Source organism: Paracoccus sphaerophysae, from assembly GCF_000763805.1.
In the GTDB taxonomy this organism is placed as follows: Bacteria; Pseudomonadota; Alphaproteobacteria; order Rhodobacterales; family Rhodobacteraceae; genus Paracoccus; species Paracoccus sphaerophysae.
Genome location: NZ_JRKS01000002.1, coordinates 22667 through 47232, shown reverse-complemented (window position 1 = coordinate 47232; position 24566 = coordinate 22667). Strand labels below are relative to the sequence as shown.

At 71.6% G+C, this 24566-nt stretch carries 27 protein-coding genes and 1 pseudogene; 10 read left to right on the top strand and 18 right to left on the bottom strand.

Going from position 1 to position 24566, the window contains the following annotated elements:
* Window positions 1–44 precede the first annotated feature (44 nt).
* The 4 genes from IC63_RS01295 to IC63_RS01280 form a co-directional block, all read right to left on the bottom strand.
* Window positions 45–1154, bottom strand: a complete 1110-nt coding sequence (locus IC63_RS01295) for an N-acetylglucosamine-6-phosphate deacetylase (RefSeq protein WP_052041768.1) — start codon at window positions 1152–1154, stop codon at window positions 45–47.
* Window positions 1142–2074 carry an ROK family protein gene (locus tag IC63_RS01290; RefSeq protein ID WP_036716224.1) on the bottom strand — a complete coding sequence of 311 codons (933 nt, stop codon included), beginning with the start codon at window positions 2072–2074 and terminating at the stop codon, window positions 1142–1144. The genes IC63_RS01295 and IC63_RS01290 overlap by 13 nt, the downstream gene beginning before the upstream one ends.
* A 65-nt stretch (window positions 2075–2139) precedes the next feature.
* The gene (locus tag IC63_RS01285) at window positions 2140–3771 is read right to left on the bottom strand and encodes a DUF4139 domain-containing protein (protein ID WP_036716222.1); all 1632 of its coding nucleotides are present in this window, start codon (window positions 3769–3771) and stop codon (window positions 2140–2142) included.
* A 113-nt stretch (window positions 3772–3884) separates the two neighbouring features.
* Window positions 3885–4907 carry an aspartate-semialdehyde dehydrogenase gene (locus IC63_RS01280; protein WP_036716221.1) on the bottom strand — a complete coding sequence of 341 codons (1023 nt, stop codon included), beginning with the start codon at window positions 4905–4907 and terminating at the stop codon, window positions 3885–3887.
* A 143-nt stretch (window positions 4908–5050) separates the two neighbouring features.
* Here IC63_RS01280 and IC63_RS01275 point away from each other — a divergent pair, with 143 nt between their 5' ends.
* From IC63_RS01275 to IC63_RS01255, 5 genes are all read left to right on the top strand, one after another.
* Window positions 5051–6448 (top strand): leucyl aminopeptidase family protein, encoded by a 1398-nt coding sequence (locus IC63_RS01275; protein ID WP_036716365.1) that lies wholly within the window; start codon window positions 5051–5053, stop codon window positions 6446–6448.
* The gene (locus IC63_RS01270) at window positions 6448–7278 is read left to right on the top strand and encodes a C40 family peptidase (protein ID WP_036716219.1); all 831 of its coding nucleotides are present in this window, start codon (window positions 6448–6450) and stop codon (window positions 7276–7278) included. Before IC63_RS01275 ends, IC63_RS01270 begins: the two co-directional genes overlap by 1 nt.
* A 60-nt stretch (window positions 7279–7338) precedes the next feature.
* Window positions 7339–8400: a saccharopine dehydrogenase gene (locus tag IC63_RS01265; RefSeq protein WP_036716218.1), complete on the top strand. Its 1062-nt coding sequence runs from the start codon at window positions 7339–7341 to the stop codon at window positions 8398–8400.
* Window positions 8397–9539 carry a saccharopine dehydrogenase family protein gene (locus tag IC63_RS01260; protein ID WP_036716217.1) on the top strand — a complete coding sequence of 381 codons (1143 nt, stop codon included), beginning with the start codon at window positions 8397–8399 and terminating at the stop codon, window positions 9537–9539. Before IC63_RS01265 ends, IC63_RS01260 begins: the two co-directional genes overlap by 4 nt.
* Window positions 9540–9612: 73 nt before the next feature.
* Window positions 9613–10809, top strand: a complete 1197-nt coding sequence (locus IC63_RS01255; protein ID WP_332257711.1) for a PQQ-dependent sugar dehydrogenase — start codon at window positions 9613–9615, stop codon at window positions 10807–10809.
* A gap of 22 nt (window positions 10810–10831) precedes the next feature.
* On the opposite strand, the gene IC63_RS01250 is transcribed toward IC63_RS01255, so the two are convergent.
* Together IC63_RS01250 and mutL are read right to left on the bottom strand one after the other, a co-directional pair.
* Entirely contained in the window at window positions 10832–11179 is a 348-nt protein-coding gene (locus tag IC63_RS01250; RefSeq protein ID WP_036716213.1) for a DUF3775 domain-containing protein, read from the bottom strand.
* 47 nt (window positions 11180–11226) lie between these two features.
* The gene (gene mutL, locus IC63_RS01245) at window positions 11227–13020 is read right to left on the bottom strand and encodes a DNA mismatch repair endonuclease MutL (protein ID WP_036716210.1); all 1794 of its coding nucleotides are present in this window, start codon (window positions 13018–13020) and stop codon (window positions 11227–11229) included.
* A gap of 131 nt (window positions 13021–13151) precedes the next feature.
* Between mutL and IC63_RS18330 the strand changes: the two genes are divergently transcribed.
* A complete protein-coding gene (locus tag IC63_RS18330) occupies window positions 13152–13328 on the top strand; it encodes a hypothetical protein (RefSeq protein WP_198026217.1) in 177 nt (58 codons plus the stop codon).
* Between the two features lie 54 nt (window positions 13329–13382).
* Here the strand turns inward: IC63_RS18330 and IC63_RS01240 are convergent, their stop codons facing one another.
* From IC63_RS01240 to IC63_RS01230, 3 genes are read right to left on the bottom strand one after another with little or no spacing between them, the layout of a single operon-like run.
* Complete coding sequence (locus IC63_RS01240) at window positions 13383–13679, bottom strand: hypothetical protein (RefSeq protein WP_036716208.1); 297 nt, start codon at window positions 13677–13679, stop codon at window positions 13383–13385.
* The gene (locus IC63_RS01235) at window positions 13676–14977 is read right to left on the bottom strand and encodes a M16 family metallopeptidase (RefSeq protein ID WP_036716207.1); all 1302 of its coding nucleotides are present in this window, start codon (window positions 14975–14977) and stop codon (window positions 13676–13678) included. Before IC63_RS01235 ends, IC63_RS01240 begins: the two co-directional genes overlap by 4 nt.
* Window positions 14974–16506, bottom strand: coding sequence for a M16 family metallopeptidase (locus tag IC63_RS01230; protein WP_084115345.1), 1533 nt, complete (start codon window positions 16504–16506; stop codon window positions 14974–14976). The genes IC63_RS01235 and IC63_RS01230 overlap by 4 nt, the downstream gene beginning before the upstream one ends.
* A gap of 129 nt (window positions 16507–16635) precedes the next feature.
* On the opposite strand from IC63_RS01230, the gene IC63_RS01225 reads away from it, so the two are divergent.
* Complete coding sequence (locus IC63_RS01225) at window positions 16636–17571, top strand: DUF1932 domain-containing protein (protein WP_198026216.1); 936 nt, start codon at window positions 16636–16638, stop codon at window positions 17569–17571.
* Between the two features lie 9 nt (window positions 17572–17580).
* On the opposite strand, the pseudogene IC63_RS19150 reads toward IC63_RS01225, so the two are convergent.
* Window positions 17581–18465 (bottom strand): annotated as a pseudogene (locus IC63_RS19150) (LysR family transcriptional regulator).
* On the opposite strand from IC63_RS19150, the gene IC63_RS01215 reads away from it, so the two are divergent.
* From IC63_RS01215 to IC63_RS01205, 3 genes are read left to right on the top strand one after another with little or no spacing between them, the layout of a single operon-like run.
* Window positions 18419–18616 (top strand): hypothetical protein, encoded by a 198-nt coding sequence (locus tag IC63_RS01215; protein ID WP_036716206.1) that lies wholly within the window; start codon window positions 18419–18421, stop codon window positions 18614–18616. The pseudogene IC63_RS19150 and the gene IC63_RS01215 overlap by 47 nt on opposite strands.
* Window positions 18616–19077 carry a TRAP transporter small permease gene (locus tag IC63_RS01210; protein ID WP_052041765.1) on the top strand — a complete coding sequence of 154 codons (462 nt, stop codon included), beginning with the start codon at window positions 18616–18618 and terminating at the stop codon, window positions 19075–19077. Before IC63_RS01215 ends, IC63_RS01210 begins: the two co-directional genes overlap by 1 nt.
* 44 nt (window positions 19078–19121) lie before the next feature.
* Window positions 19122–19511 carry a TRAP transporter large permease subunit gene (locus tag IC63_RS01205; RefSeq protein ID WP_036716204.1) on the top strand — a complete coding sequence of 130 codons (390 nt, stop codon included), beginning with the start codon at window positions 19122–19124 and terminating at the stop codon, window positions 19509–19511.
* A gap of 68 nt (window positions 19512–19579) precedes the next feature.
* Here IC63_RS01205 and IC63_RS01200 read toward each other — a convergent pair whose 3' ends face one another.
* The 8 genes from IC63_RS01200 to IC63_RS19145 form a co-directional block, all read right to left on the bottom strand.
* Entirely contained in the window at window positions 19580–19906 is a 327-nt protein-coding gene (locus IC63_RS01200; RefSeq protein WP_036716202.1) for a YciI family protein, read from the bottom strand.
* Between the two features lies 1 nt (window position 19907).
* Complete coding sequence (locus IC63_RS01195; protein ID WP_232222470.1) at window positions 19908–20636, bottom strand: class III extradiol dioxygenase family protein; 729 nt, start codon at window positions 20634–20636, stop codon at window positions 19908–19910.
* 111 nt (window positions 20637–20747) lie between these two features.
* Complete coding sequence (locus IC63_RS01190; RefSeq protein WP_036716201.1) at window positions 20748–21086, bottom strand: extradiol ring-cleavage dioxygenase; 339 nt, start codon at window positions 21084–21086, stop codon at window positions 20748–20750.
* Window positions 21083–21778 carry an alpha/beta fold hydrolase gene (locus IC63_RS01185; RefSeq protein WP_036716199.1) on the bottom strand — a complete coding sequence of 232 codons (696 nt, stop codon included), beginning with the start codon at window positions 21776–21778 and terminating at the stop codon, window positions 21083–21085. The genes IC63_RS01190 and IC63_RS01185 overlap by 4 nt, the downstream gene beginning before the upstream one ends.
* Window positions 21775–22932: an NAD(P)/FAD-dependent oxidoreductase gene (locus IC63_RS01180; protein ID WP_036716197.1), complete on the bottom strand. Its 1158-nt coding sequence runs from the start codon at window positions 22930–22932 to the stop codon at window positions 21775–21777. The genes IC63_RS01185 and IC63_RS01180 overlap by 4 nt, the downstream gene beginning before the upstream one ends.
* Window positions 22929–23180 (bottom strand): 2Fe-2S iron-sulfur cluster-binding protein, encoded by a 252-nt coding sequence (locus IC63_RS01175; protein ID WP_332257710.1) that lies wholly within the window; start codon window positions 23178–23180, stop codon window positions 22929–22931. Before IC63_RS01175 ends, IC63_RS01180 begins: the two co-directional genes overlap by 4 nt.
* 103 nt (window positions 23181–23283) lie before the next feature.
* Entirely contained in the window at window positions 23284–24165 is an 882-nt protein-coding gene (locus IC63_RS01170; protein ID WP_332257709.1) for a cytochrome P450, read from the bottom strand.
* The gene (locus IC63_RS19145) at window positions 24159–24458 is read right to left on the bottom strand and encodes a cytochrome P450 family protein (protein WP_332257708.1); all 300 of its coding nucleotides are present in this window, start codon (window positions 24456–24458) and stop codon (window positions 24159–24161) included. The genes IC63_RS01170 and IC63_RS19145 overlap by 7 nt, the downstream gene beginning before the upstream one ends.
* Between the last annotated feature and the right edge of the window lie 108 nt (window positions 24459–24566).

Here is a 24566-nt window from a genome sequence, read left to right as displayed (position 1 = left end):
TTACCTTTGCAGCCCCCGCCCCGCGCCGCAAGCGCACGAAACCGTCAGGCCGGATCGCCCAGCCAGCCCTGAAAGCGCAGCCGCTCGTCCAGCGTCGCGATCACCGCGGCCGGGGTGCCGGGCGCGACCCCCAGCGGCGGCAGCCGCATCGCCCGGCGCGGGATGTGGGTCGCCATGGCGACGGCGGCCTTCAGCGCCACCCCGCCGTCGCGATGCAGCCGGCGCAGGCCGGTGATCATGTCCAGATGCGCCCCGGCGAGCGCGCCTTCGTCGTTGACCAGCCGCCCCGCCTGCACCCGGATGCGGCGGCCATACAGGTCGAACGCCTCGGGCCCGCCCACCGTCGGCATCGCGTCCGAGACGATGAAGCTGCGATCCGCCCGCGGCCGCGCCGCCAGCGCCAGCCGCAGCATCGGCCAGGCGACGTGGATGCCGTCCGGGATGAAGCCGACGAAGGCGTCGGACAGGATCGCCGCGGCGGCAAGGCCGGGGTCGCGGTGGTGCAGCGGCGGCATCGCGTTGAAGAGATGCGTGGCCATGCTGACGCCGGCGGCAAAGGCCCCCTCGGCCTCGGCCGCGGTCGCCTGGGAATGGCCGGCGGACAGCACCACCCCCAGCGCTGCCGCCTCGGCCAGCAGCGCGGGATCGGCGCGTTCGGGGGCGAGCGTCAGCAGCACCGGCACCTCGGCCGCGCGCAGCCGGCGCAGGACCGTCATCGTGCGGCCGTCCAGCGGCCGGAGATGCTGCGCCGCGTGGGTGCCGCGCCGTTCCGGCGCCAGATGCGGCCCCTCGAGATGGATGCCCGCGATCCCCGGCTGCCCGCGCGCCGCGAGGATGGCGTCGGCGGCGGCCTCCATCACCTCGCGGGCGTCGGTGATGAGGGTGGGCAGGATCGCGTGGGTGCCCAGGGCCCGGTGCGCGGCGCGGATCGCGGCGATGCCCTCGGGCGTGGGCGTGGCGTTGAACAGCACCCCGCCACCGCCATTCACCTGCAGGTCGGTGGGCCCCGGCAGGGCGAGATAGGGGCGCAGATCGGCCGTGTCGCGGCCCAGCGGCCGGATCTGGGAGATCACGCCGCCGCGCAGCCGGATCGCGAGTCCCTCGCGCAGGTCGCCCTCGTGCCAAGTGAGCTGCGGGGCGATCAGGGCGTCCAAGGCAGGTCGCCGGTCTGGATGCGCCGCGCCAGCAGCGCCGCGCCGCGCACGCCGCTGGCATCGCCAAAGTGGGCCAGTTGCAGCGTCGGCATCGGCGTGCCGGCCATCAGCCGCGGCTGCAGCGCGGCGGTCAGCCGGTCCACGATGCCGGGCATCTGCGACAGCCCGCCGCCCAGCACGACGACCTGCGGGTCGATGGTCAGCTGCAGGACCTCCAGCGCCTCGGCGGCCAGGTCGGCCCAGATCGCCATCGCCCGTTCCGCGCCCGGCTCGCCCTCTGCGGCCCGGGCGCACAGACCGGGCGCGTCGATCCGGCCCAGCCCCAGGTGATCAGCGATCCGCGGCAGGCCGGGGCCGGCGACATAGGCCTCGATGCAGCCCTCGCGCCCGCAGCCGCAGGGCCAAAGGCCCAGCCCGTGCCGGGCGAGCGCGCGGGCCGGCATGCCGCTATGGCCGATTTCCACCGCGATCCCCCCGAACCGCGGCGCCGGGGCGCCATCGACGCAGTAGCCGGCGGCGACGCCGGTCCCCAGGATCAGCCCCACCGCGGCGGTCGCGCCCTCGGCCGCGCCGCCATTCGCCTCGGAAAAGGCCAGCGCCATGGAATCGTTCATCACCGGCAGAGGCCGCCCGACCGAGGCGGTCAGCCGGTCGGCCATGTGTTCGCCGCTGATCGGCAGGTTCGCGGTCTGCGCCAGCCCGGTGTCCGGCTCGACCATCCCCGTGGTGGCGATGCCCACCGGCAGGTCGCCGCCGGCCCGCCCGCGAAGCCAGCCGACCTGATCGGCGACCGCGGCAAAGAAGGCGTCGGCGCTGTCGCGCGGCGTCGGCAGTCGGCGGCGGTCCAGCGGCGCCAGGTCGGGATCGAACAGCGTCGCCTCGATCTTGGTGCCGCCGATATCCAGACCGCCGCAAATCATGCCCGCGCCTTCCCTAGGGGTTCCGCTGCCCCTGTAGCCTGCCCGGCGCGGCTTGCCAAATGCCGTCAGTCGAACAGCACCTTGCCCTCGGGCCAGCGCATCCGGGTGGTGAGGGTGATCTCGTGCACCGATTTCGGCGCGATCTCGGTGCGCCAGACCAGTACGCCGCGTTCGCCGTCGGGGTCGGTCTCGGTCGGCGCCGGCTGGGCCGACCAGTCCACGACCAGGTCGTCCTGGGTGGACACCGGCACCCGGTCGACCACCCGCAGCGGCCACGCCTCGGCGGTCAGGTTCTCGACCCGCAGCGTCGCCACCTCGACCCGCTGATTCAAGGAGCGGATCAGGCCGCGTTCGCCCTCGGTCTGTTCGGGCACGCGGCGTTCCACGCGCATCCCGTCGATGCGGCCAAAGCCCAGTTCCAGCCGGTCGCCGGCGGCGATCAGCGGCAGCTGGGTCTGGCCGACCATCGCGCCATCGGCGAACAGCGTCGCCGAACCGGGCAGGATCACGTCGGGCAGGGTGTTGGTGCCCTCGGCCCGCAGATAGGCGCTGTCGTCATGCAGCGGCACGGCCTCGGCCATGACCTCGACCCGGATCGTCTGGCTGTCCATGCCTAGCCGCACGGCGTCGGCGCCGGTGCGGATCGTGACCGGTGTCGGATAGCGATAGACCACCGTGGTCCCGATCGCGGACAGTTCGGCATTGCCGACGCCGCCGCCGAGGACCACCGGCGCGACCTCGACCATCGCGCGGCTGCGTTCGGCCATCGCCACGGGCGCCGCGGGGGCCGCGGCGGCATCATAGACCACCTGCTCCTCGATGCGCGGGAACCACGGGTCCACCCCGGACGCCGCGACCTGCCCCGAGGGCCGTGCCGTGGACAGGGTCAGCGCCGCGTCGGTCCAGTCCTCGCCGGTAGATTGCGCCACCATCAGACCGCGATCCAGCGTGATCGCCCGGGCGGCTCGGCTGAGCCGCAGGTCGTAGGCGGGCGCCCAACTCGCCTCGGCGGTCTGGCTGGTGATCGAGATCTCGGCCGGGCCCTGGGTCTGCAGGCTGATGACCAGCGCCGCCGGGGGGTTGTCGGGGGATTGCAGCGCGGCCAGCGCGGCGCGGGCGCGGTCCACCGCCTCGACATCCTGCTCGCGCCCGACCTCGGCGGCCTTGGCCTCGGTCTCGGCGGCGATCATCTCGCGCCGGGCGGCGGTGAGCCGGGCGGCGACGTTGTCGGCCAGCGCGTTGACGTCGCCCGAGGTGGCGTTGTCGGACTGCCCCAGCGCGCGCAGGAAGGCGACGGTATCTTCGGCCGCCTGCGCCCGCGCCCGGATCGCGGCGACGCGGGCGTCGCGGTCGCGCAAGGCGGCCTCGAGCCGCTGCAGTTCCTCGCGCGCGGCCTTGACGGCGTCGCTTTCCATGTCCTCGCCCGGCAGCGCGCGGTCGCGCTGCAGCGCGACGGTACCGATCCGCGCGCCCGTCGCCGCCACCCGCAGCGAAGCCGCGTCGATGCCCGGCGGCAGGTCGGTCACGACCAGCTCATGCACCCCCGGCGCGCCGTCGATGCGCAGGCTGCGGGTGACGGTGGCCCCGTCGGGATACAGCGTCACCGCCCGCACCGGCGCGGGCGAGAACAGCCGCTCGGCCCAGACCGGAGAGCCGATCAGCGTCGCGGCCAGCAGCGGCAGAAGCATGGGGCGCATGGGGGTGGTCCTCGGGTGGCGGTTCCTCGCGCCCAAGGTCCGCCGGAGCCGATCATAAAGCAAGAGAGCGCCCGCAGGGGCGCTCTCACATCTTTGCGGGCGGGCGGGGGCGATCAGCCCTTCTTGAGCACCCGATTGCCCAGCAGTTCCGCGATCTGCACCGCGTTCAGCGCCGCGCCCTTGCGCAGGTTGTCGCTGACGCACCACAGGTTCAGGCCGTTCTCGACTGTGGGATCCTGGCGGATGCGGCTGACGAAGGTGGCATAGTCGCCCACGCACTCGATCGGGGTGACGTAGCCGCCGGGTTCGCGCTTGTCGACGACCATCAGGCCCGGCGCCTCGCGCAGGATGTCGCGGGCCTCGTCCTCGTCCAGGAAATCCTCGAACTCGACGTTAATCGCCTCGGAATGGCCGACGAAGACCGGTACCCGCACGCAGGTCGCGGTGACCTTGATGGACGGGTCCATGATCTTCTTGGTCTCGGCGACCATCTTCCATTCCTCCTTGGTCTGGCCGTCTTCCATGAAGACGTCGATCTGGGGAATGACGTTGAAGGCGATCTGCTTCTGGAACTTCTTCGGGGGCACGTCCGAGGTCGGGTTGTAGACCGCCTTGGTCTGGTCCCACAGCTCGTCCATGCCCTCTTTCCCGGCGCCAGAGACGGACTGGTAGGTCGACACCACCACCCGCTTGATCCGCGCCCGGTCGTGCAGCGGCTTCAGCGCCACCACCATCTGCGCGGTCGAGCAGTTGGGGTTGGCGATGATGTTCTTCTTGGCATAGCCCTCGACCGCGTCCGGGTTCACCTCGGGGACGATCAGCGGGATCAGCGGGTCGTAGCGGTAGAGCGAGCTGTTATCGATCACCACGCAGCCCTGCGACGCCGCGATGGGGGCGTATTTCCTGGTCGGCTCGGACCCGATGGCGAACAGCGCGATGTCGTAGCCGGTGAAGTCGAAGCCCTCGATGTCCTTGGTCTTCAGGGTCTTGTCGCCATAGCTGACCTCGGTGCCAAGGCTCCGGCGGGACGCCAGAGCCACGACCTCATCGGCAGGAAACTGGCGCTCGGCCAGGATGTTCAGCATTTCGCGGCCCACGTTCCCCGTGGCGCCCGCGACGACGACCTTGTAACCCATCTGGGGAATCCTTTCGCTTTCAGCCGCGTGCGCATAGCGGAAACGCCGGGGAAAGTGAACAGGAGTTCTGCCGCAGGCGGGGGCTTCGCGCCCCCGCGCCCCCGCGGGATATTTGCGACCGCCCGAACGAGATGGAGCTGCCGATGACCGAGCCAGAATTCGCCCCAGCCGATGCCGCCGCCCGCCCGCTGTGGCTGGTGCCGCAGGGCGAGGACGGGCCGGTCTGGCCCGAAGGCGTGGACAGCGGCTTCGCCGCGGCCACCGGATTCGCCGGCCGGCCGGGGCAGCTGTGCCTGCTGCCCGGCGAGGGCGGCGTCAGCTGGGCGCTGTTCGGGGTCGGACGGCCCGCGACGCCGGCGGATCGTCCGGCGCGCGAGCGGTTCGCGCTGGCCCGCGCCGCCGAGGCGCTGCCCGAGGGGGCGTGGCGCATCGCCGGGGCGCCGGCGGGCTATGACATGGCCCACGGCGCGCTGGGGTGGCTGTTCGCGCAGTACCGCTTTGGCCGCTACAAGACCGCCGAGCCGCCCAGGGCGCGGCTGGTCTGCCCCGAGGGCGTGGACCGCGACGCGGTGCTGGCGATGGCCGCCGGCGAGTATCTGGCCCGCGACCTGATCAACACCCCCGCCAGCGACCTGGGACCGGCCGAGCTGGAGGAGGCGGCGCGTGATCTGGCGGCGCGGCACGGCGCCTCGGTCGATGTGATCACGGGCGACGCGCTGGTCGAGGGCTTCCCGATGATCGCCGCCGTGGGCCGGGCCGCCGGGTCGGGGCGGGCACCGCGGCTGATCGACCTGCGCTTTCCGGGCGAGGGGCCCGCGGTGACCTTGGTCGGCAAGGGGGTGTGCTTCGACACCGGGGGGCTGGACATCAAGCCCTCGGCCTCGATGCTGATCATGAAGAAGGACATGGGCGGCGCCGCGAACGTTCTGGGGCTGGCCGAGACCTTGGCAAGGTTGGGACGCGCCGGCGGGCTGCGGGTGCTGATCCCGGCGGTGGAAAACGCCGTTGGGCCGGACAGCTTCCGCCCCGGCGACGTGCTGGCCAGCCGCAAAGGGCTGAGCGTCGAGGTCAACAACACCGACGCCGAGGGCCGGCTGGTGCTGGCCGATGCGCTGGCGTATGCCGCCGAGGCGCAGCCGGCGCTGCTGATCAGCATGGCAACGCTGACCGGCGCGGCGCGGGTGGCGCTGGGGCCGGACCTGCCGCCGTTCTTCTGTGATCACGACGCCGCCGCCGAGGCGCTGTTCTGCGCCGGCCGCGATCACGCCGACCCGATCTGGCGGATGCCGTTCTGGGAACCCTATGAGGCGATGATCGAGCCGGCCATCGCCGATCTGGACAACGCGCCCTCGGGCGGGTTCGCCGGGGCGATTACCGCGGCGCTGTTCCTGCGGCGGTTCACCGAAGGCGCCGGCACCTATGTGCATTTCGACATCTATGGCTGGCAGCCCAGCGCCGCGCCGGGGCGGCCCAAGGGCGGGGTCGGTCAGGGGATGCGGGCGATCCTGCATGCCCTTCCGGCGCTGACCGGCGTCGCCTGATGGATCGGCGGCTGACACCCGCGACCGACCGCGTGGCGCTGCGCGGCAGCAGCGTCGACCGCCCTGTGATCACGGACGGCACGCCGATGCGGGTCGTGCTGCCGCTGGTCGACCTGGACCGCGAGCCCGACGGGTGCCGCGACCGACAGCTGCTGTTCGGCGCCGACGTGACGGTGATCGAGCGCCGCCACGATCGGGCCTTCGTGCAGGCCGCGGCGGACGGTTATTGCGGCTGGGTCCCGATGGCCGCGCTGTCGGCCGAGATGCCCGCGATCACCCACCGCATCAGCGCGCCGGCGACGCATCTGTACCCCAGGGCGACGATGAAGGAGCACGAGATCTCCAGCCTCTCGCTGGGGTCGCGGCTGTCGGTCGCCGGCATCGACGGGGGCTTCGCGCGGCTTGTCTCCGGTCAGTTCGTCCCGGTCCAGCATATCTCGGAAACGCCCGCCCCCGATCCCGCCGCGGTGGCGCTGTCGCTGCTGGGGACGCCCTATCTGTGGGGCGGCAATTCACGCGGCGGGATCGACTGTTCCGGTCTGGCGCAGGCGGCCTTTGCGGCCTGCGGGGTGACGATCCCCGGCGATTCCGACCTGCAGCAGGCCGCCCTCCCCGAGGTCCCCGACATCCGCCGCAATGACCTGCTGTTCTGGCCGGGGCACGTGGCCATTGCGCTGGATGCGCAGACGATGGTCCATGCCACCGCCTTTCGGATGGCCGTGATCACGGAAGGCATCGCCGAGGCCGTCGCCCGCATCGACGCCGCGGGCGAGGGCCCGTTCCGGGGCGCGCGGCGGGTCGCTCTGGACCGGGCAACGGCGTTTCCGTAAGGGGATCACACGCCCTCCCCGGTCGGGGGGAGTCGCGCGAGAGACAGCCGGAGGGGTCGAATGACGCAACTGTGGGTTCGGGCGGAAAGCCGCCCCAACGAGGACCGGGTCGGCATCACCCCCGACGGCGTCCGCGACCTGATCCGCCGCGGCTTCAAGGTCACGGTCGAGGACAGCCCGCGCCGGATCATCCCGACCGAGGACTATCGCGCCGCCGGCGCCGTCATCGCGCCCGAGGGCTCGTGGCCCGAGGCGCCGTCCGACGCCATCATCTTCGGCCTCAAGGAGCTGCCCGAGGACGGGACCGCCCTGCCGCACCGCCACATCATGTTCGGCCACGCCTTCAAGGGCCAGCCCGCCGGGCAGGTGCTGCTGCGTCGCTTCCAGAAGGGGGGCGGGCGGCTGTATGATCTGGAATACCTGCTGGACGATGACGGAAGGCGGCTGGCGGCGTTCGGCTATTGGGCCGGCTATGCGGGCGCCGCGGTGGCGCTGAAATGCTGGGCGGCGCAGCAGCGCGGGGGCATCTGCGGGCCGGTCGTCCCCTATCCGGGGAAGGAGGCGCTGGCCTCGGAACTGCGGGCCGACCTGGACGCCACCGGCCGGCTGCGGCCGCGGGCGATCGTCATCGGCGCCAAGGGCCGGGTCGGCACCGGCGCCGCGGATCTGTGCGCCGAAATGGGCGTTCGGGTGACGAAATGGGACATGGCGGAAACCGCGCATGGCGGGCCGTTCCCCGAGATCCTGCTGCACGAGATATTCCTCAACTGCATCCTCGCCCAGCCCGGCGCGCCGGTCTTCGTCCCCGAAAGCGCCAGGAACCCCGGCCGAGCCCTGACCGTGATCGGCGACATCGCCTGCGATCCGACCAGCGCCTTTTCCCCGGTCAAGGTCTATGACCGCACCACGACCTGGGCCGAACCGGCGCTGCGGGTGGCCGAGAACCCGCCATTGGACGTGACGGCGATCGACAACCTGCCCTCGATGCTGCCGCGGGAATCCAGCATCGACTATGCCGCGCAGCTGCTGCCGGTGCTGCAACGGCTGGACGCGATCGACACCGGTCCCTGGGGCCGGGCCGCGGCCATCTATGACACCCACGCGAAAGGGCTTGAGCCATGACCATCCACTGGGTCGGAACCGGACTGTCCGCGATCCCCGGGCTGCGGCGGCTGCTGGCGGGGGACACGCCGGTCGCGGTGTGGAACCGCACCGTCGACAAGGCGCGCGAGGCGGTGGGCGACCTGACCGGCGACATCCGCGCCTATTCCCTGCCGGCGCTGACCGGGGCGGTCGCCGCGGGCGACGTGGTGGTGTCGATGCTGCCCGCCGACCAGCATCCGGCTCTGGCCCGGATGTGCGTGGAAAAGCGGGCGCATTTCGTCAGCTCGTCCTACATCTCGCCCGAGATGGCGGCGCTGGAACAGGCCGCCGTCGATGCCGGCGTCGCGCTGGTGAACGAGGTCGGGCTCGACCCCGGCATCGACCACCTGATGGCGCACGAGCTGGTCGCCGATTACCGCCACTGCGCCCAGAAGGGCGACCGGATCAGCTTTACCAGCTATTGCGGCGGCATCCCGAAACACCCCAACCCGTTCCGCTACAAGTTCTCGTGGTCGCCGCTGGGGGTGCTGCGGGCGCTGCGCTCTCCGTCCAGGTCGATCCGGGGCGGCGAGGAACGCGTCGTCGAGCGGCCGTGGCATGCCATCGACCCCTATGACGCGCCGCTGCCGGTGCCGGAACGCTTCGAGGTCTATCCGAACCGCGATTCCACCGCCTTCATCGACCAGTACAATTTCGACCGCGACTGGACGCTGCAGGATTTCGTTCGCGGCACCATCCGGCTGAAGGGCTGGTCCGAGGCATGGTCCGAGGTGTTCGCCGAGGTCGAGGGGCTGGTCGGCCCCGAGGGCGACGTGCGCCTGCGCGAGATGGCCGAGGGGTTCTGGGACCAGCACGCCTATGCCAAGGGCGAGCCCGACCGCGTGGTGCTGTTCGTGCGGCTGGCCGCGGAACGCGACGGCGCGGCGGTCTATGACCGCGAATGGGTGCTGGACGCGCAGGGCAACGACCAGGGCAGCGCGATGGCGCAGCTGGTGTCGATCCCCGTGGCGATGGCGGTGGAATCGGTGCTGCGCGGCGCATTCCCGCCCGGCGTCCACGCCGCGCCCGAGGACCCCGAGCTGGTCGGCAAGTGGCTGGTCGAGGTGGGCGAGATCGCCGATCACATGGCCAAGGTGAACCACCTCTCGGCGGCCTGACATCCGACGCGGTGCGGAACCGCAGAGGGTTCGGGACGGTTTCTCCTGGACATTCACCCAGGAGCTTCACGCTGTGACCATTCTGCGCCACGCCATGTCCAGCACCGCGCTGGCGGCCGCCCTGGCCTTGGGCGCCGCTGCCGCTCAGGCCGCAAGCGCCACCGATTTCAACGATGCGCCCCCGAACGTCGAACATTTCAGCCCGGCCTTCGAGGGCCAGACCCGCGCCCCCGTCATCACCGACGACACCCCGATCAAGGCCACCGCCGCGGTCACCGGGCTGCAGAACCCGTGGGGGATGGCGGAACTGCCCGACGGCAGCTGGCTGGTGACCGAGCGCGGCGGCAGCCTGCGCATGGTCGGTGCCGACGGGTCGTTGTCCGACCCGATCGCGGGCGTGCCCAAGGTCGCCTCGGCCGGGCAGGGCGGGTTGCTGGACGTGCAGATCGCGCCCGACTTCGCCAGCTCGCGCCGTCTGTGGCTCAGCTTCTCGGAACCCGTCGAGGGCGGCAATCACACCGCCGTCGCCACCGCCACGCTGGCCGCGGATGGGCGGGCATTGGAGGACCTGAAGGTCATCTTCCGCCAGACCCCCACCTATGACGGCGACAAGCATTTCGGCAGCCGCATCGTCCCGGACGGCCAGGGCGGGATCTTCGTGACGCTGGGGGAACGGTCGGACGTGCCGATCCGCGACACCGCGCAGGCCGACGACAACACCCTGGGCAAGATCGTCCATATCGACGGCACCACCGGCGCCCCCGCCCCGGGCAATCCCGGCATGGGCCTGCCCGAGATCTACGCCAAGGGTGTGCGCAACGTGCAGGCCGGGACGCTGGATGCCAGCGGCCAGTTGTGGACCATCGAGCATGGCCCCGAAGGTGGCGACGAGCTGAACCGCATCGAGCCCGGCAAGAACTATGGCTGGCCGGTGATCTCGTATGGCCAGTCCTATGGCGGCGCGCCGCTGAACGAGGGGATCTCGGCGAAAGAGGGGATGGAGCAGCCGGTCTATTACTGGGACCCGGTGATCGCCCCTTCGGGCATGGCCTTCTATGACGGCGCGATGTTCCCGGACTGGAAGGGCAGCATCCTCGTCGGCGGCATGGTCGCGCAGGCGCTGGTGCGGCTGACCATGGAGGGCGGCAAGGTCACCGGCGAGGCCCGCTATCCGCAGGGCGAACGGGTCCGCGACGTGGCCGTTGCCTCGGACGGTTCGGTGCGGCTGCTGCTGGACAGCGGCGAGATGCGGGTGCTGACGCGCGAGTGAATCTGGACGCGACGCGCCCCGGTCAGAACTTGAGCAGGTCGTCCTCGGCCCCGGTCGCGTCCAGCCCGAGGGCGGCCATGCCGGCCTCGAGATGGTCGGCCAGCTGCGGCTCACCCATCAGGTAATCCTCGGTCGGCGTGGTCTTTTCGGCCCGGGCGGTGGCGACAGCCTCGGCCAGGTCTTCGGGCTCATACGTGCCGCGGCCGATCCACATCACCGCGGTCAGCGCCGCCTGTTCGTCGTCGTTCAGATCGGCGATGAAGTCGCGCAGCTCGAAGGCATTGCGCCCGCCGCGCCCGTCCAGCCCCTGATCGTAATCGCGGGCCCGGATGATGACGAAGGCGATCTTGTCGGCGCTGATTTCAAGCATGGCTTTCCCCTTTGCCCGCTTGTCACCCGAAGGGGGCTTTGCGTCAATCAGCGTCCGAACAGCCGTTCGATGTCGGCCAGCTTGAGTTCGACCCAGGTCGGGCGGCCGTGGCTGCACTGGCCGGATCGCGGGGTGCGCTCCATCTCGCGCAGCAGGGCGTTCATCTCGTCGCCGGTCAGCCGGCGGCCCGAGCGGACCGAGCCGTGGCAGGCCATCGAGGACAACACCGCGTCGATGCGCGACTGCAGCCGGTCGGATCGGCCCAGATCGGCCAGGTCGTCGGCGATGTCGCGCAGCAGCGCCGCGGCATCGGCATGGCCCAGCACGGCGGGCAGCTCGCGCACGGCGAGGCAGCCGGGGCCGAAGGGCTCGATCACCAGCCCCAGCCGGTCGAGGTCCTCGGCCACCGCCAGCATCCGGTCGGCGCCGTCGCCCAGCTCGACGATCTCGGGGATCAGCAGCGCCTGCGAGGGGATCCGCCCGGCCGCTTGCGCCTTGAGCCGCTCATAGACCAGCCGCTCGTGCGCCGCGTGCTGGTCGACGATGACGATGCCGTCGGCGGTCTGGGCGACGATCCAGTTCTCGTGCAGCTGCGCGCGGGCGGCGCCCAGCGGCGCGTCGGTCGGGTCGGGCTCGGGTTCGACCCGTGCCGCGGCAGGCGCAAAGCCCGCGGCCTCGGCGAGGCCCGGCATGGGCGCCTGCGCCTCCCACGCGGCCCGGATCGCGGCCGGGTGGATCGCGGCGGGGCGCAGGATCGGCTGCGGTTCCGGGCGCAGCGCGGCCAGCGTCGCCGCGCCCCCGGTCGAGGACGACCGATGCCCCGCCCCGGCCAGGGCGTGGCGCAGCGCCGACACCACCAGCCCGCGCGCAGCGTCGGGTTCGCGGAACCGGACCTCGGCCTTGGCGGGGTGGACGTTGACGTCCACGCCCTGCGGGTCGCAGGTCAGGAACAGCACCGCCGCCGGGTGCCGCCCTGCGGCAAGCACGTCGAAATAGCCCGCCCGCAGCGCCCCGATCAGCAGCTTGTCGCGGACCGGGCGGCCATTGACATACAGGTGCTGCGCCACCGCCGCGCCGCGCGAATAGGTCGGCAGAGCGGCCAGCCCGGTCAGCTGCAGCCCGTCGCGGGTCGCGTCCAGCGGGATCGCGTTGTCGACGAACTCGCGCCCCATGACGCGGCCGATGCGGGCGGCGTGCAGGTCGTCCCCCGTCTCGGCATCGGCGCGGAACAGGACCCGGCCCGCATCCTCGTCGGAAAGGGTGAAGGCGACGCTTGGCTCGGCCATCGACAGGCGGCGGATGACCTCGGCGATGGCCTGGGTCTCGGCGCGGTCGCTGCGCAGGAATTTCAGCCGCGCGGGGGTGGCGAAGAACAGGTCGCGCAGCTCGACCACCGTGCCGCGATTGCCAGCGGCGGGACGCACCGGGCCGATGCGCCCGGCCTCGACGGCGATCTGCGCCGCGTCATGGCCCGGCGCGCGGCTGGTGAGGGTCAGCCGCCCCACCGCCCCGAGGCTGGGCAGCGCCTCGCCGCGAAAGCCGAAGCTGCGGATCGCCAGCAGGTCCGAGCCGTCGATCTTCGAAGTGGCATGCCGGGCCAGCGCGAGCGGCAGGTCGGCGGGCGTCATCCCGCAGCCATCGTCGGTGACCCGGATCAGCCGCTTGCCGCCACCCGCGATAGCCACCTCGATGCGCCGGGCGCCGGCGTCGAGCGCGTTTTCCACCAGTTCCTTGACCGCCGAGGCAGGGCGTTCGACCACCTCGCCGGCGGCGATGCGGTTCGCCGCCGCCTCGTCGAGCTGGCGGATAACGGGGCGGATGTTGGGGTCATGGCGCGTCATGTCCCCAGATATAGCATCGGACGCCGCACCGGGAAATCGATTCGCGATCCTGCGGGACGATTCATGCCGCGCTTGCGGAACCACCGCGAGCCGCAGGCATTGACCTGCAACAGATCAACGGAGTTGGACCCATGAACAAAGTTACCCTCGCCAGCCTGACCGCCGCTGCCCTGGCTCTCGCCGCTTGCGGCCCGAACGCGGGCACCCGCGCCACCACCGGCGCCGCGACCGGCGCCGTCGTCGCGGGCCCCGTGGGTGCCGTCGCCGGTGCCGCGCTGGGCGGCAGCGGGGCCGTGCAGGTCAAGTAAGCGTCGCCCGCCCCGCGGCCGGGGCCAGCCCCGGGCGCGGCGCGGTTCGCCTGTTCAGAGCCAGGGAATAGGTTCTCCGCGCCGCTTGAGCCGCGCTGATAGTATCGGCAAGGCGATCATGCCCCCCGAATCGCAGGAACGCGGCCAGTTCATACCAAGCAGGTTGCAGAACCATCGCGGCACCTCCCGATAGGTGCCGTGTCCACCGATGAAGCGGCGCCCGCCTTCCAGCCCGCCGTTCAGCGCGCCAAGCCCAGTCAGATAGACCACCTCGCGTAAGAAAAGCGTCGCGAAGCCCAGAAACCCCGTCCACCCGACAGTCAGCAGGGCGCGGTCAGACAGCGCCTTCATAGCCCCACCGGCCGCCCGACCAGCACGAATTCCAGCTTTGCCGGGTCCAGCAGTCGGTCGGCGACGCGCTTGACGTCGGCGGCGGTCACCTTCTCGATCATCCCGTTGCGGGTGTTCACGTAGTCCCGCGGCATCCCCATCAACTGCATCCCGGTGAGGATGCCGGCGATCTTGCCGTTGCCGTCGAAGCGCAGCGGATATTCCCCGGTCAGGTAGGTCTTGGCGTCGGCGAGTTCCTTGTCGGTGACGCCCTCGCGGATCTGGCCCACGACCTCGCGCACCAGCGCCACCGCCTGGGCGGTCTTGTCGTTCGCGGTGGCCATGCCGCCCTGCCAGGTCTCGCCCAGCACCTTATTGGCCAGCCCGGTGCCGACGCCATAGGTGAGGCCGCGCTTTTCCCGGATCTCGTCCATCAACCGCGACGAAAACCCGCCGCCGCCGAGGATGTGGTCCAGCACGAAGGCGGCGAAATAGTCGGGGTCCGACATCGGCAGGCCGGCCTGGGCAAAGCTGACCACGGTCTGCGGGCTGTCCCAGTCGATGACCGTGGTCTCTCCGGTCAGCTTCAGCTGCGCCGGGGGCGGCAGCGGCGCCGTGGCCTGCGCGGGCAGGTCGCCCAGGATGCGGTCGATCAGCGCCCCCAGCGCCGCGGCGTCGATGTCGCCGGCGGCCGAGACGATCACCCGGTCGCGGGCCAGCACCCGGTCCTTGGCGGCGCGCAGGTCGTCGGCGGTCAGGGCGGCGACCGACTCGGCGGTGCCGTTCAGCGAGCTGCCATAGGGGTGGTCGCCCCAGGCGCGGCGGGCCATTTCCTTGGCGGCGATGGATTGCGGATCGGTCGCCTCGGAGCGGATCACCGACTGCACCTGGGCGCGGACCCGTTCCACCGCGTCGGCGTCGAAGCGCGGCGTGGTCAGCGCGTCGTGCAGCAGGTCGGCGGCCTCGTCGCGGTTCTCGGTCAGCGCCCGCAGGCTGACGGTCACGGCGTCGTCGCCCGCGCCGAAGCTGGTGGTCGCCCCCAGCGATTCCAGCGCCTCGGCATAGGCGGTGGCGTCCCGCTCGCCCGCGCCTTCCTCGAGCAGCGCGGTCATCAGGTTTACCGCGCCCCGCTTGCCGGGCGCATCGACCGAGGCGCCGCCCCGGAAGGCGATGTTCAGCGCCACGAAGGGGATCGAGTGATCCTCGACCAGCCAGGCCGGGACGCCGCCGGGCGAGGTGACCTGCTGGATGTCGATGGCCCGCGCGGGCAGGGCGGCGGCGAGGCTCAGCAGCGCGGCGGTGAACAGGGCGCGGATCATTGCTGCGGCTCCGTCGGGGTTGCGGATGCGGGCGTGTCGGCCGCGGGATGCGGCGTGTCCGTGGGCTGCGGTGCCGGGACGGCGGGGCGGGGGGTCTCGGCGGCGGTGCTGGGGGTGCCGTCGCCGGGATCCGCCCCAGGCGCCGCGCCATCCGGCACCGGCCCGCCCGCACCGGGCGCGGCGGCCTCGGCCATCTCGACCGGAGTCTCTGCCGGTCCCGGCAGCAGCCACGAGGTCACGCCGGGCCGGTCGCCCAGCACCTCGGCCGCGGCGGCGCGGATGTCGTCAGGGGTCACCGCGGCCAGCAGGTCGGGCCAGGCGTTCACGTCCTCGACCGACAGCCCGATCGCCAGCCCCTGCCCATAGTCATAGGCGCGCCCATGCGCCGAATCGCGTTCATAGATCCGCGCCGCCTTCAGCTGGGTGCGCACTCGGTCCAGCTGCGCCGGGTCCGGCCCGTCCTTGACGAACTGTTCCAGCGCCGCGTTCAGCGCCGCCTCGGCGTCATCCTGCGACACCCCCGGCGCGGGCACCAGGCTCAGCGTGAAGGTCGTGGGGTCCACCGTCAGCCCGTCATAGCCCGCATTCACGAACAGCGCCTTGCCCGGCAGCACCAGCGCCTTGCCCAGCACCGAGGTCTGCGGCGACCCGCCCAGCAGCTCGGCCAGCACGGTCAGCGCGGCGGCCTGGCTCTGGTCGCCGGGGTTGCGCTCTGGCGCGATCACGCTGCGCGACAGGACCGGCTGGGCGACGCGCGGGTCGGTCATCTGCATCCGCCGCTCGGTCCGCTGCTCGGGTTCCTGCGGGCGCGGGGCGCGCACCGCGGCGGGGTCGGCGTGGATCGGGCCATAGTGCTTTTCGGCCAGGGCCCTGACCTCGTCGGCCGTCACGTCGCCCGCGACGATCAGCACGGCATTGTTCGGCGCGTAATGCTGGTCGTACCAGCCCAGCGCATCCTCGCGGGTCAGGCCGGTCATTTCTTGCCGCCAGCCGATCACCGGGCGGCCATAGGGGTGGTTGTAATATTGCACGGCCGAGCGTTCCTCGCCGAACAGCGCGCGGGGGTCGCTGTCGGTGCGCTGGGCGCGTTCCTCCAGCACGACCTGCCGTTCGGCCTGCCAGTCATCCTCGCCGATCCGCAGGTTGGCCATGCGGTCGGCCTCCATCCCCATCACCAGGTCCAGCCGGTCGGCGGCGATGCGCTGGAAATAGGCGGTGAAGTCATAGCTGGTGAAGGCGTTGTCCATGCCGCCATTGGCGGTCACCGTCTTGGACAGCTCGCCCGCGGCCAGCTTGTCGGTGCCCTTGAACATCAGGTGTTCCAGGTAATGCGCGAGCCCGGTCTTGCCCGGCACCTCGTCGGCCGAGCCGATCTTGTACCAGACCATCTGCACCACGACCGGGGCGCGATGATCCTCGATCACCACCGCCTCCATGCCGTTCTCAAGCGTGAAGTGGCTGACCCCGGGCGGCATCTCGGCCAGTGCGGGCGAGGCGGTCAGCAGCAGGGCGACGAGGGCAAGGCGCATGGGGATAACCTTTCGGTGCTGGCCGGAAGGTGGCGTCTCGGGCCCGCCGACGCAAGGCGGGGGCGGTCAACGGGTGGTGATCCGGGCCGTCGGAGTGCGTGCCGCGTCATAAGGACAGGCTAGGACGGCTTGCGGGCGCGCGGCAGACGGGGACTGATCGGCGCGCGACCAACGAGAGGGCCGGGCGATGCGGATGGCGATGATCGGTTTCGGCGAGGCGGCAGAGGCCCTTGCCACCGGCTGGGGGACGCGCGGGCGGCGGGGCTCGCCGGCTATGACATCCGGCAGACCGAACCGCACGCGAAGCCGCTGGCGCGGGCGGCGGCCGCGGGGGTGACACTGGCCGCCGACCGGGCGGCGGCGCTGGACGGGGCCGAGGCGGTGTGGTGCCTCGTCACCGCCGACCGCGCCGTCGAGGCCGCCCGCCAATGCGCGCCGCACCTGCCGGCGGGCTGCCTGTGGCTGGACGCGAACAGCTGCTCGCCGGGGGCCAAGCGGGTCTCGGCCGAGGTCATCGAGGCCGCTGGCGGCCGCTGTGTCGACGTGGCGATCATGGCGCCGGTCCATCCCCGCCTGCACCGCACGCCGATGCTGATCGCCGGGCCGCATGCCGCGGCGGCGGCCGGGCTGCTGAGCGACCTGGACATGTCGGCCGAGATCGCGGGCGACGCGGTCGGCGATGCCTCGGCGGTCAAGATGATCCGGTCGGTGATGATCAAGGGGATCGAGGCGCTGACCGCGGAATGCCTGCTGGCCGCGCGTCGGGCGGGGGTGGACGGCCGGGTGCTGGGATCGCTGGTGGCCTCGGATCCGGGGACTGACTGGCCGCGGCGCGCGGCCTATAACCTGGAACGGATGATGGTGCATGGCGGCCGCCGTGCCGCCGAGATGCGCGAGGTCGCGGCGACGCTGGACGAGCTGGGGATGCCGTCGGGCCTCGCCACCGCCACCGCCCAGTGGCAGGACCGGATCGGCCAGCTGGCGCTGCCGGCCGGGCCCGACGACCTGGCCGCGCGCAGCGACGCCATCCTGGCGCGGCTGGCGGGGCGCGACGACCAGGGCTGACGCGCGGCCTCAGGCCACCTTGCGCGCGACCTCGTGCAGGATGGCCAGGAATTCGCGCTGCAGCGCGGTCGGTTCCCACAGCGACCGCGTCGTCAGCCCGATGGGCCGCCGGGAATTGGGCACCTCGACCGGCAGGATCGTCAGGGCGTGCGCCTCGGCTGGGGTCTGCGCCTGCTGGCGCGACAGCGCGCCCAGATGGTCGCTTTGCCGCAGGATCTCGCGCATGGTGATGACCGAGGACGTCTCGATGATGCTGCGCGGCGGGTGGCCGGCCATGAAGGCGTCCAGCGTGGCGCGGATCGGGGTGGGCCGGCGCGGCAGCACTCACGGATAGGCGGCCAGCCGGGCGGGGTCGAGCGGGCCGTCGGCAAGCACCGGATGGCCGGGGCGGGCGACGATCACGACCGAATCGTCGAACAGCCGGTCCTGGTGGATGTCCTCGGTCGGCGCCGGCAGCCGCAAGGCCCCCAGCATCAGGTCGATCTCGCCCCGCCGCAGCGCGGTCAGCAGCTCGTCATAGCGCCCGTCGATCACCTCGAAGGGAAAGGTGGGGTGGCGGGCGCGGAACTCGACCAGCGCGCGGGGCAGGAACCCCGACCGCGACAGCGGCAGCGCGCCGATGACAATGCGCCCGACCTCGCGGCCGGCAAGCGCGCCCAGCTCGGCGGTGGCCTGGTCCATTTCGGCAAACGCCAGCCGGGCCGCCAGCGCCAGCTGCCGCGCGGCGCGGGTGGCGATCAGCCCGTGGGCGGTGCGTTCGAACAGCCGGACCCCGGCGGCGTGTTCCAGCATCGTGGCCGAACGGTGAACGGTCGGCTGCGCCAGTCCCAGCTGCTGCGCGGCGCGGGTGAAGCTTTCCAGTTCGGCGACCGCGATCAGCGCCGACGCGGCCATCGCCGCCGCCAAGGCCGACACCCGCAACACCTGGATCGACCTGACGCCCGAGGAGGTCGCCGGTTTCAGCCAGGCGCTGGCCCCGATCACCGACGCCTATGTCAAGCAGGTCGGCGGCGACGAGGTCCTGGCCAGGATGCAGGGCAGGTGATGCTGTCCGGCTTGCGCAGCGCCGCCGACCGGCTGATCGAGCTGGCGGCGCTGGCCGGGTCCGTGGCGCTGTGGTGCCTGGTGGGCGTGGTGCTGGTCGACGTGATCGGCCGCGCCTTCGGCAGCCCGCTGTTCGGGGCGCAGGACATCGCCACGATGGCTTTCGTCATCGTCGTCTTCGGCGGCATGGCGCTGTGCGACCGCGAGGGCGGCCACATCGCCGTCGACCTGCTGGAACGGCACATGTCGCCGCGGGTGAACCACGTCATCGACATCGCCATCGACCTGCTGGGCGGGGTCATCTTCCTGACCATCGCCTGGTCGGTGTTCCAGGCCGCCAAGCTCAGCCGGAAGCTGCATCTGTCCACCAACCTGCTGAATCTGCCGCAGGCGTGGTTCCAGTGGGCCATCGCCGCGCTGTCGGTCATCACCGCGCTCGCCATGCTGCTGCGGGCGGTGTAGTTCATCACCTCGGGCCGGTCGTCCCACAGGCGCAAGGACATCGCATGAGCCCCGTTGCCGTGGCCGTCACCGGGACGGTGATCCTGCTTGCCCTGCTGGCGCTGCGCGTGCCGGTGGCGTTCTCGATGTTCCTCGTGGGCTTCGTGGGCGTCTGGATGCTGAACGGTCTGAACGCCGCCACCGGACTGCTGGCGTCGGAGTCCTTCACCATCGCGTCGAACCCCGAACTGATCGTGGTGCCGCTGTTCATCCTGATGGGCAACGTCGCCAGCATCACCGGGATGAGCCGGCGGCTGTACGAGGCCGCCTATGCGCTGATCGGCCAGATCCGCGGCGGGCTGGCCATCGCCACGCTGATCGGCTGCGGCGGCTTCGCGGCGCTGTCGGGGTCCTCGGTCGCCTCGGCGCTGACCATGGGCTGGCGATGCTGGTGACGCTGCTGATCCTGGTCGCGATCCCGGCGCTGTCGCTGTATCTGCCGACGACGATGATGCAGTAGCGCTCAGGTGACGGGCGGCGACATCCGCCGCCCGATCCGGTCCTGCTGGAAGCTGTCGGGCAGCGGAGTGATCTCGACGGCGCGGACAACGCCGCCCCGGGCAAAGGGATCGCCCTCGGCAAAGCGGCGCGCCTCGGCGGCCGACGCAGCCTCCAGGATGCCGAAGTTCCCCGCCGACGCCCCTGTCTCGTCCAGCAGCGTCGATCCGATCAGCACCGACGCCAGCCCCTCCCCGCCCGAGGCCACCCAGTCGCGATGCGCGGGGCGCAGCCGGTCGCGGTCGGCGTCGCGGCCGGGATGGTGCAGGCAGCGCATCAGGAAGAACGGCATCTCAGGCGTTTTCCATCACCACGCAGCCCGCCCCGGTCATCGAGGCCGGCACGTGGTAATGCGTGTGCAGCGTGCGCACCTCGCGGTTCATCGCCCCGCGCATGACCAGCCACATCATCAGCTCGGCCCCTTCGGACCCGAAGGTTTCCACGTAATCCTCGCGGTTCATCCCCCGCCAGCGGTCGGGGTCGGGGCCGATGGTGGCCAGCCAGTCGCGGTCGGCGGCGGGGTTCAGGAACCCGGCACGGCGGCCCTGCAACTGGTGGGACAGCCCGCCGGTGCCCATGATGACCACGCGGTCGTCGCCGGGAAAGCTCTCGATCGCCTCGCGCAGCATCACGCCCATGTCCCAGCAGCGCTGCGGGGTGGGGATCGGGAACTGGATGGTGTTGACCCAGATCGGCAGCACCTTCACCGGCCAGCGTTCCGCAGGGCGGCCGCAGAACAGCTCCATCGGGACCTGCAGCCCGTGATCGACCTCGATCTCGCGGCAGATCAGCGGGTCGAAGTGGCGCTCGACCAGCCGGTCGGCGAAGTGCCAGCCCAGATCGGCGGCGCCGTCGAAATCGGGGATGGCGCGCGGGCCCCAGCCCTCGTCGACGGGCTTGTAGCTGTCGGCCACGCCCACCGCGAAGGTCGGCACCCGGTCAAGGAAAAAGCTGTTCCCGTGGTCGTTGAAGATCACCACGGCGATGTCGGGCTTGTGGTCGCGCATCCATTGCTGCGGCATGGCATAGCCCTCGAACAGCGGCTTCCAGTCCGGCCCGTCCGCCAGCCCCCGGTCCAGCCACCCCGATCGAGGGCACGTGGCTGGTGCCCAGCCCGCCGATGATCCGTGCCATTACTTGCCCAGCCTCTCTTTGAGGAAACGGTCGTGATCCATGCCCACCTGCGCCGCCCCGATGGCGGTGATCGGGGTCGGATCGACCGCCGAGATCTTGAGGATGAAGAACAGGTTGCCACCCAGCCGGACCATCTCGGCATAGTCCCGCGCCTTGACCGCGGCGGTGGTGGCCGGGCCCAGGCCAAAGCGGGCCAGGTAGGCATCCTCGTCGGCCTTGTAGGCGGCGCGGTTGTCGGGCCGGCCCAGCGACATGGCGAACTTGTTCAGCGCATAGCCCTGCCGGTTCACGTCGCGGTCGAACAGCGGCGTGTCGGGAATCTCGCGGCGGTCGGTCATGTCAGCAGCCCCTTGTCGGCCAGCCAGCCGGTGAGGACGGCGACGGTCTCGGCCGGGCGTTCGACCGGCAGGAAATGTCCGGCGCCGGGGATGGCGCGGACCTCGGCATCGGGGACCAGCGCGGCGATCTCGTGATGCTGGGCGGGCGGCGACCAGCCGTCGCAGTCGCCCACGACCAGCAGCACCGGGCAGCGCAGCTCGGGCAGCGTCGCCCCCGCATCCGGCCGCGCCATCAGCGCCCGGATCTGGCGTTCATGGGTCGCGGCGTCAAAGCCGCGGGCCATCGCGGCAAGGTCGTCCATCAGCGCCGTGTCCCCGTGCCGGTCGGGCGCCACCATCGGCGGCAGCCAGTCGGCGACGAGGGCGGCCATGTCGGTGTGACCCTCGGCGATCCGCCCCTCGCGCCGGGGCAGCTCGGCCGTGGTCGCGGGGTGGTGGCCGCTGCTCACCAGCACCAGCGCGCGGATGCGGTCGGGGGCCTGCGCGGCCATCTCCATCGCCACGCGGCCGCCCAGCGAATGGCCGACGGCGACCAGCGGGCCATCGGTCTCGACCAGCAGGCGGGCGGCCATCGCGCGGATGGGTGCGTCGCGGGTGAGGTCGGCGTGCAGGACGGGGCCGGGCAGCGCCTCGGCCAGAGGGCCCCAGACCCGGGCGTCGGACAGAAGGCCGGGGATCAGGACCCAGGTCATGCCAGCAGCTCGGCGGCCTGGGCGGCGTCGATCGGGCCCGCGGCCATCATCTTGCGCGCCTTCATGTGGATGCGGGCGCCGTTGATCGTTTCCACCGCCGTCAGCCGGTCCTGATCGTCGAAGCGGAACACGACATGGGGGGCGGGCTGTTCGGCCCGGTCCTCGGGCATGGCGAGGCCGGCGATCTGCAGCTTCCAGTCGGCCTGGTCGGACCAGAACCACGGCACCGCGTCATAATCGGGCGGGTTGCCCCCGGTCAGCCGGGCGGCGATGTGGCGGGCGTGGTCGGTCGCCGCCTGCACGCTTTCCAGCCGCACCCGCCGGCCCGAGCGGGCGTCGGGGAAGGCCGCGCAGTCGCCCAGGGCCGAGATCGCGGGGTCCTCGGTCAGAAGCTGGCCATCCACCCAGATGCCGTTCGCCGCCGTCAGCCCCGCCGCCTCGGCGAGTTCCACGTTCGGCCGCACCCCGGCGGCCAGCAGCACGTCGTCCGCCTCGACCACGTGGCCGCTGGTCAGGACCATGCCGGTCTCGGTCACCGCGGCGACCGGGTCGGCCAGCCGCAGGTTGACGCCCAGGGCACGATGCATCTCGGCGAAATCGCGCGACATCTCGGCCGAGACGGCGCGGCCCATCAGCCGCGGGCCGGCCTCGGCCAGAGTGACCTCATGCCCCAGCTTGCGGGCGACGGCGGCGAATTCCAGCGCGATGAAGCCGCCGCCGATCACCGCGAAGCGGCGCGGGCTGGCGCAGCGGTCGCGCAGCCGCCGTGCATCGGCCAGGGTGCGCAGGTCCATCGCCCGTTCCACCCCCGGCAGCGGCGGGTGCATGTTGCGCGCCCCGGTGGCGAGGATCAGATGGTCATAGGGCAGCGCCCCGGACTCGGTCCCCACCTGCCGCGCGGCGCGGTCGATCTGCAGCGCCCGCAGGCCGGGGCGATAGTCGATCTGCTTGGCGGCAAGGAAGGACTCGGGCCGCAGCGCCAGCGCGTCCTCGTTGCCGTCGAACATGTAGGCCTTGGACAGCGGCGGGCGCTGATAGGGCAGGCCGGGTTCGTCGCCCAGCAGCACCACCGGCCCCTCGTGGCCGTTCTGGCGCAGCGAGATCGCCGCCTGCAGGCCGCCCTGCCCGGCCCCGACGATGACGACCGTCGTCAAAACTGTTCGTCCGGCAGATGCACGACCAGCCCGTCCAGATCCGGCGTCAGCCTGATCTGGCAGGACAGCCGCGAGGCTGCGGTCACTTCCGAGGCGGCGCCTTCCAGCATGTCGTCCTCGCGCTCGTGCCGGGGGCCGGTGCGGTCGGTCCAGGCCTCGTCCACATAGCAATGGCAGGTCGCGCACATCATCGCGCCGCCGCATTCGCCGACGATGCCGTCGACGTCGTTGGCCAGCGCGGTCTGCATGACGCTGGCGCCGGCCGCCCCTCGACGGTCGTTTGGGTGCCGTCGGCGGCGACATAGGTGACTTTGACCATGGATTCATCCTGTTCTGGCAAGTTCGCCGGGGTCAACCCATGACCACCGGCACGTTGATCGGCCCGCGGAACCCGAAGCCGCGCCACTTGACGGCCGAGGGGTCGGGCAGGCGCATGTTCGGGAACCGCTCGAACAGCATCGGCAGCATGATCTTGCCGACCGTGCGGCGTGCGGTATGGGCGCCGGCGCAGTGATGCGGGCCGTTGCCGAAGGCCTGGTGCGGGTTCTTGTCGCGGAAGACGAAGAAGTCCTCGGCATTGTCGCCGAACACCTCTTCGTCGCGGTTGGACGAAGCCTGGATCGTCATCACCGTGTCGCCCTTGGGGATGTCATAGCCGCGGATCTGAGTGTCGCGGGTCACCAGCCGCGAGCTGGCCTGGATCGGCGCCACCCAGCGCACGCCCTCCTCGAACGCCTTGGACCATTCGCCGGTGCGCTTGACCTCGTCCAGCTGATCGGGGTTGGTCAGGAAGCCATAGATCAGCGTCGCCAGCGCGTCGCGCGGTTCGTTGATGCCGCCGCCGATCGCGATCTTGATGTTGGCATAGATCTGGCTGACCGGGATCGGGTCGGCCGCGTTCACCATCACCGACAGCGCCGAGCTGTCCGGCGCCGCGCGGCGCTGTTCGGCGAGGCGGCCGAACAGGGCGTCCATCTCGTCATTGGCGGTGTCGCTCGCGGCGAACGGCCCGGGGCGCCAGCCGAAATTGCCGGCGCCGTCGATCAGCAGTTGCGACCAGCGCTGCATCTGTTCGTCCGTCGCCTCGGGGATGCCGAGGATATGGGCGAGGATGCGAGCCGCGATCGGGCCGCACAGCTCGGAAAACAGATCGACCGGGCCGTCCTTGGGCAGGCGGTCCAGATACGCGCCGGCCAGCCGTTCATACAGCGGCACCCATTCCGCGTTCAGCATCCTGGGGTCAGCGCCGGCATCATCGCCATGCGCTCGCGCACGTGCTCGGGCCCGTCCTTGCGCATCAGCGTGTGGGCGCGGAATGCGGGCTGCATCGGCGTGCGCGGGTCGTTCGAGCTGAACAGCTCGGGGTCGTCCTTGACCGCCTTGGTGTCGTCATACTTGACGAGGAAGGTCCGCTGCGCCAAGGCGACGCGGATCACCGGGGTTTCCGCGCGCATCCGGCGATAGATCGGATAGGGGTCCAGCGTCAGCTGGTCGATGGTGGTGGTGTCGTCCAGCGGCGGCAGCATTGCGCCTCTCCTCCCCGGCTTGTCGTCGGGGCGGGAGGTTAAACGGGGCATTGACCATTCACCAACATGATCCTCTTGATGGAGGCCATCGAGGATTTCGATAGGTGC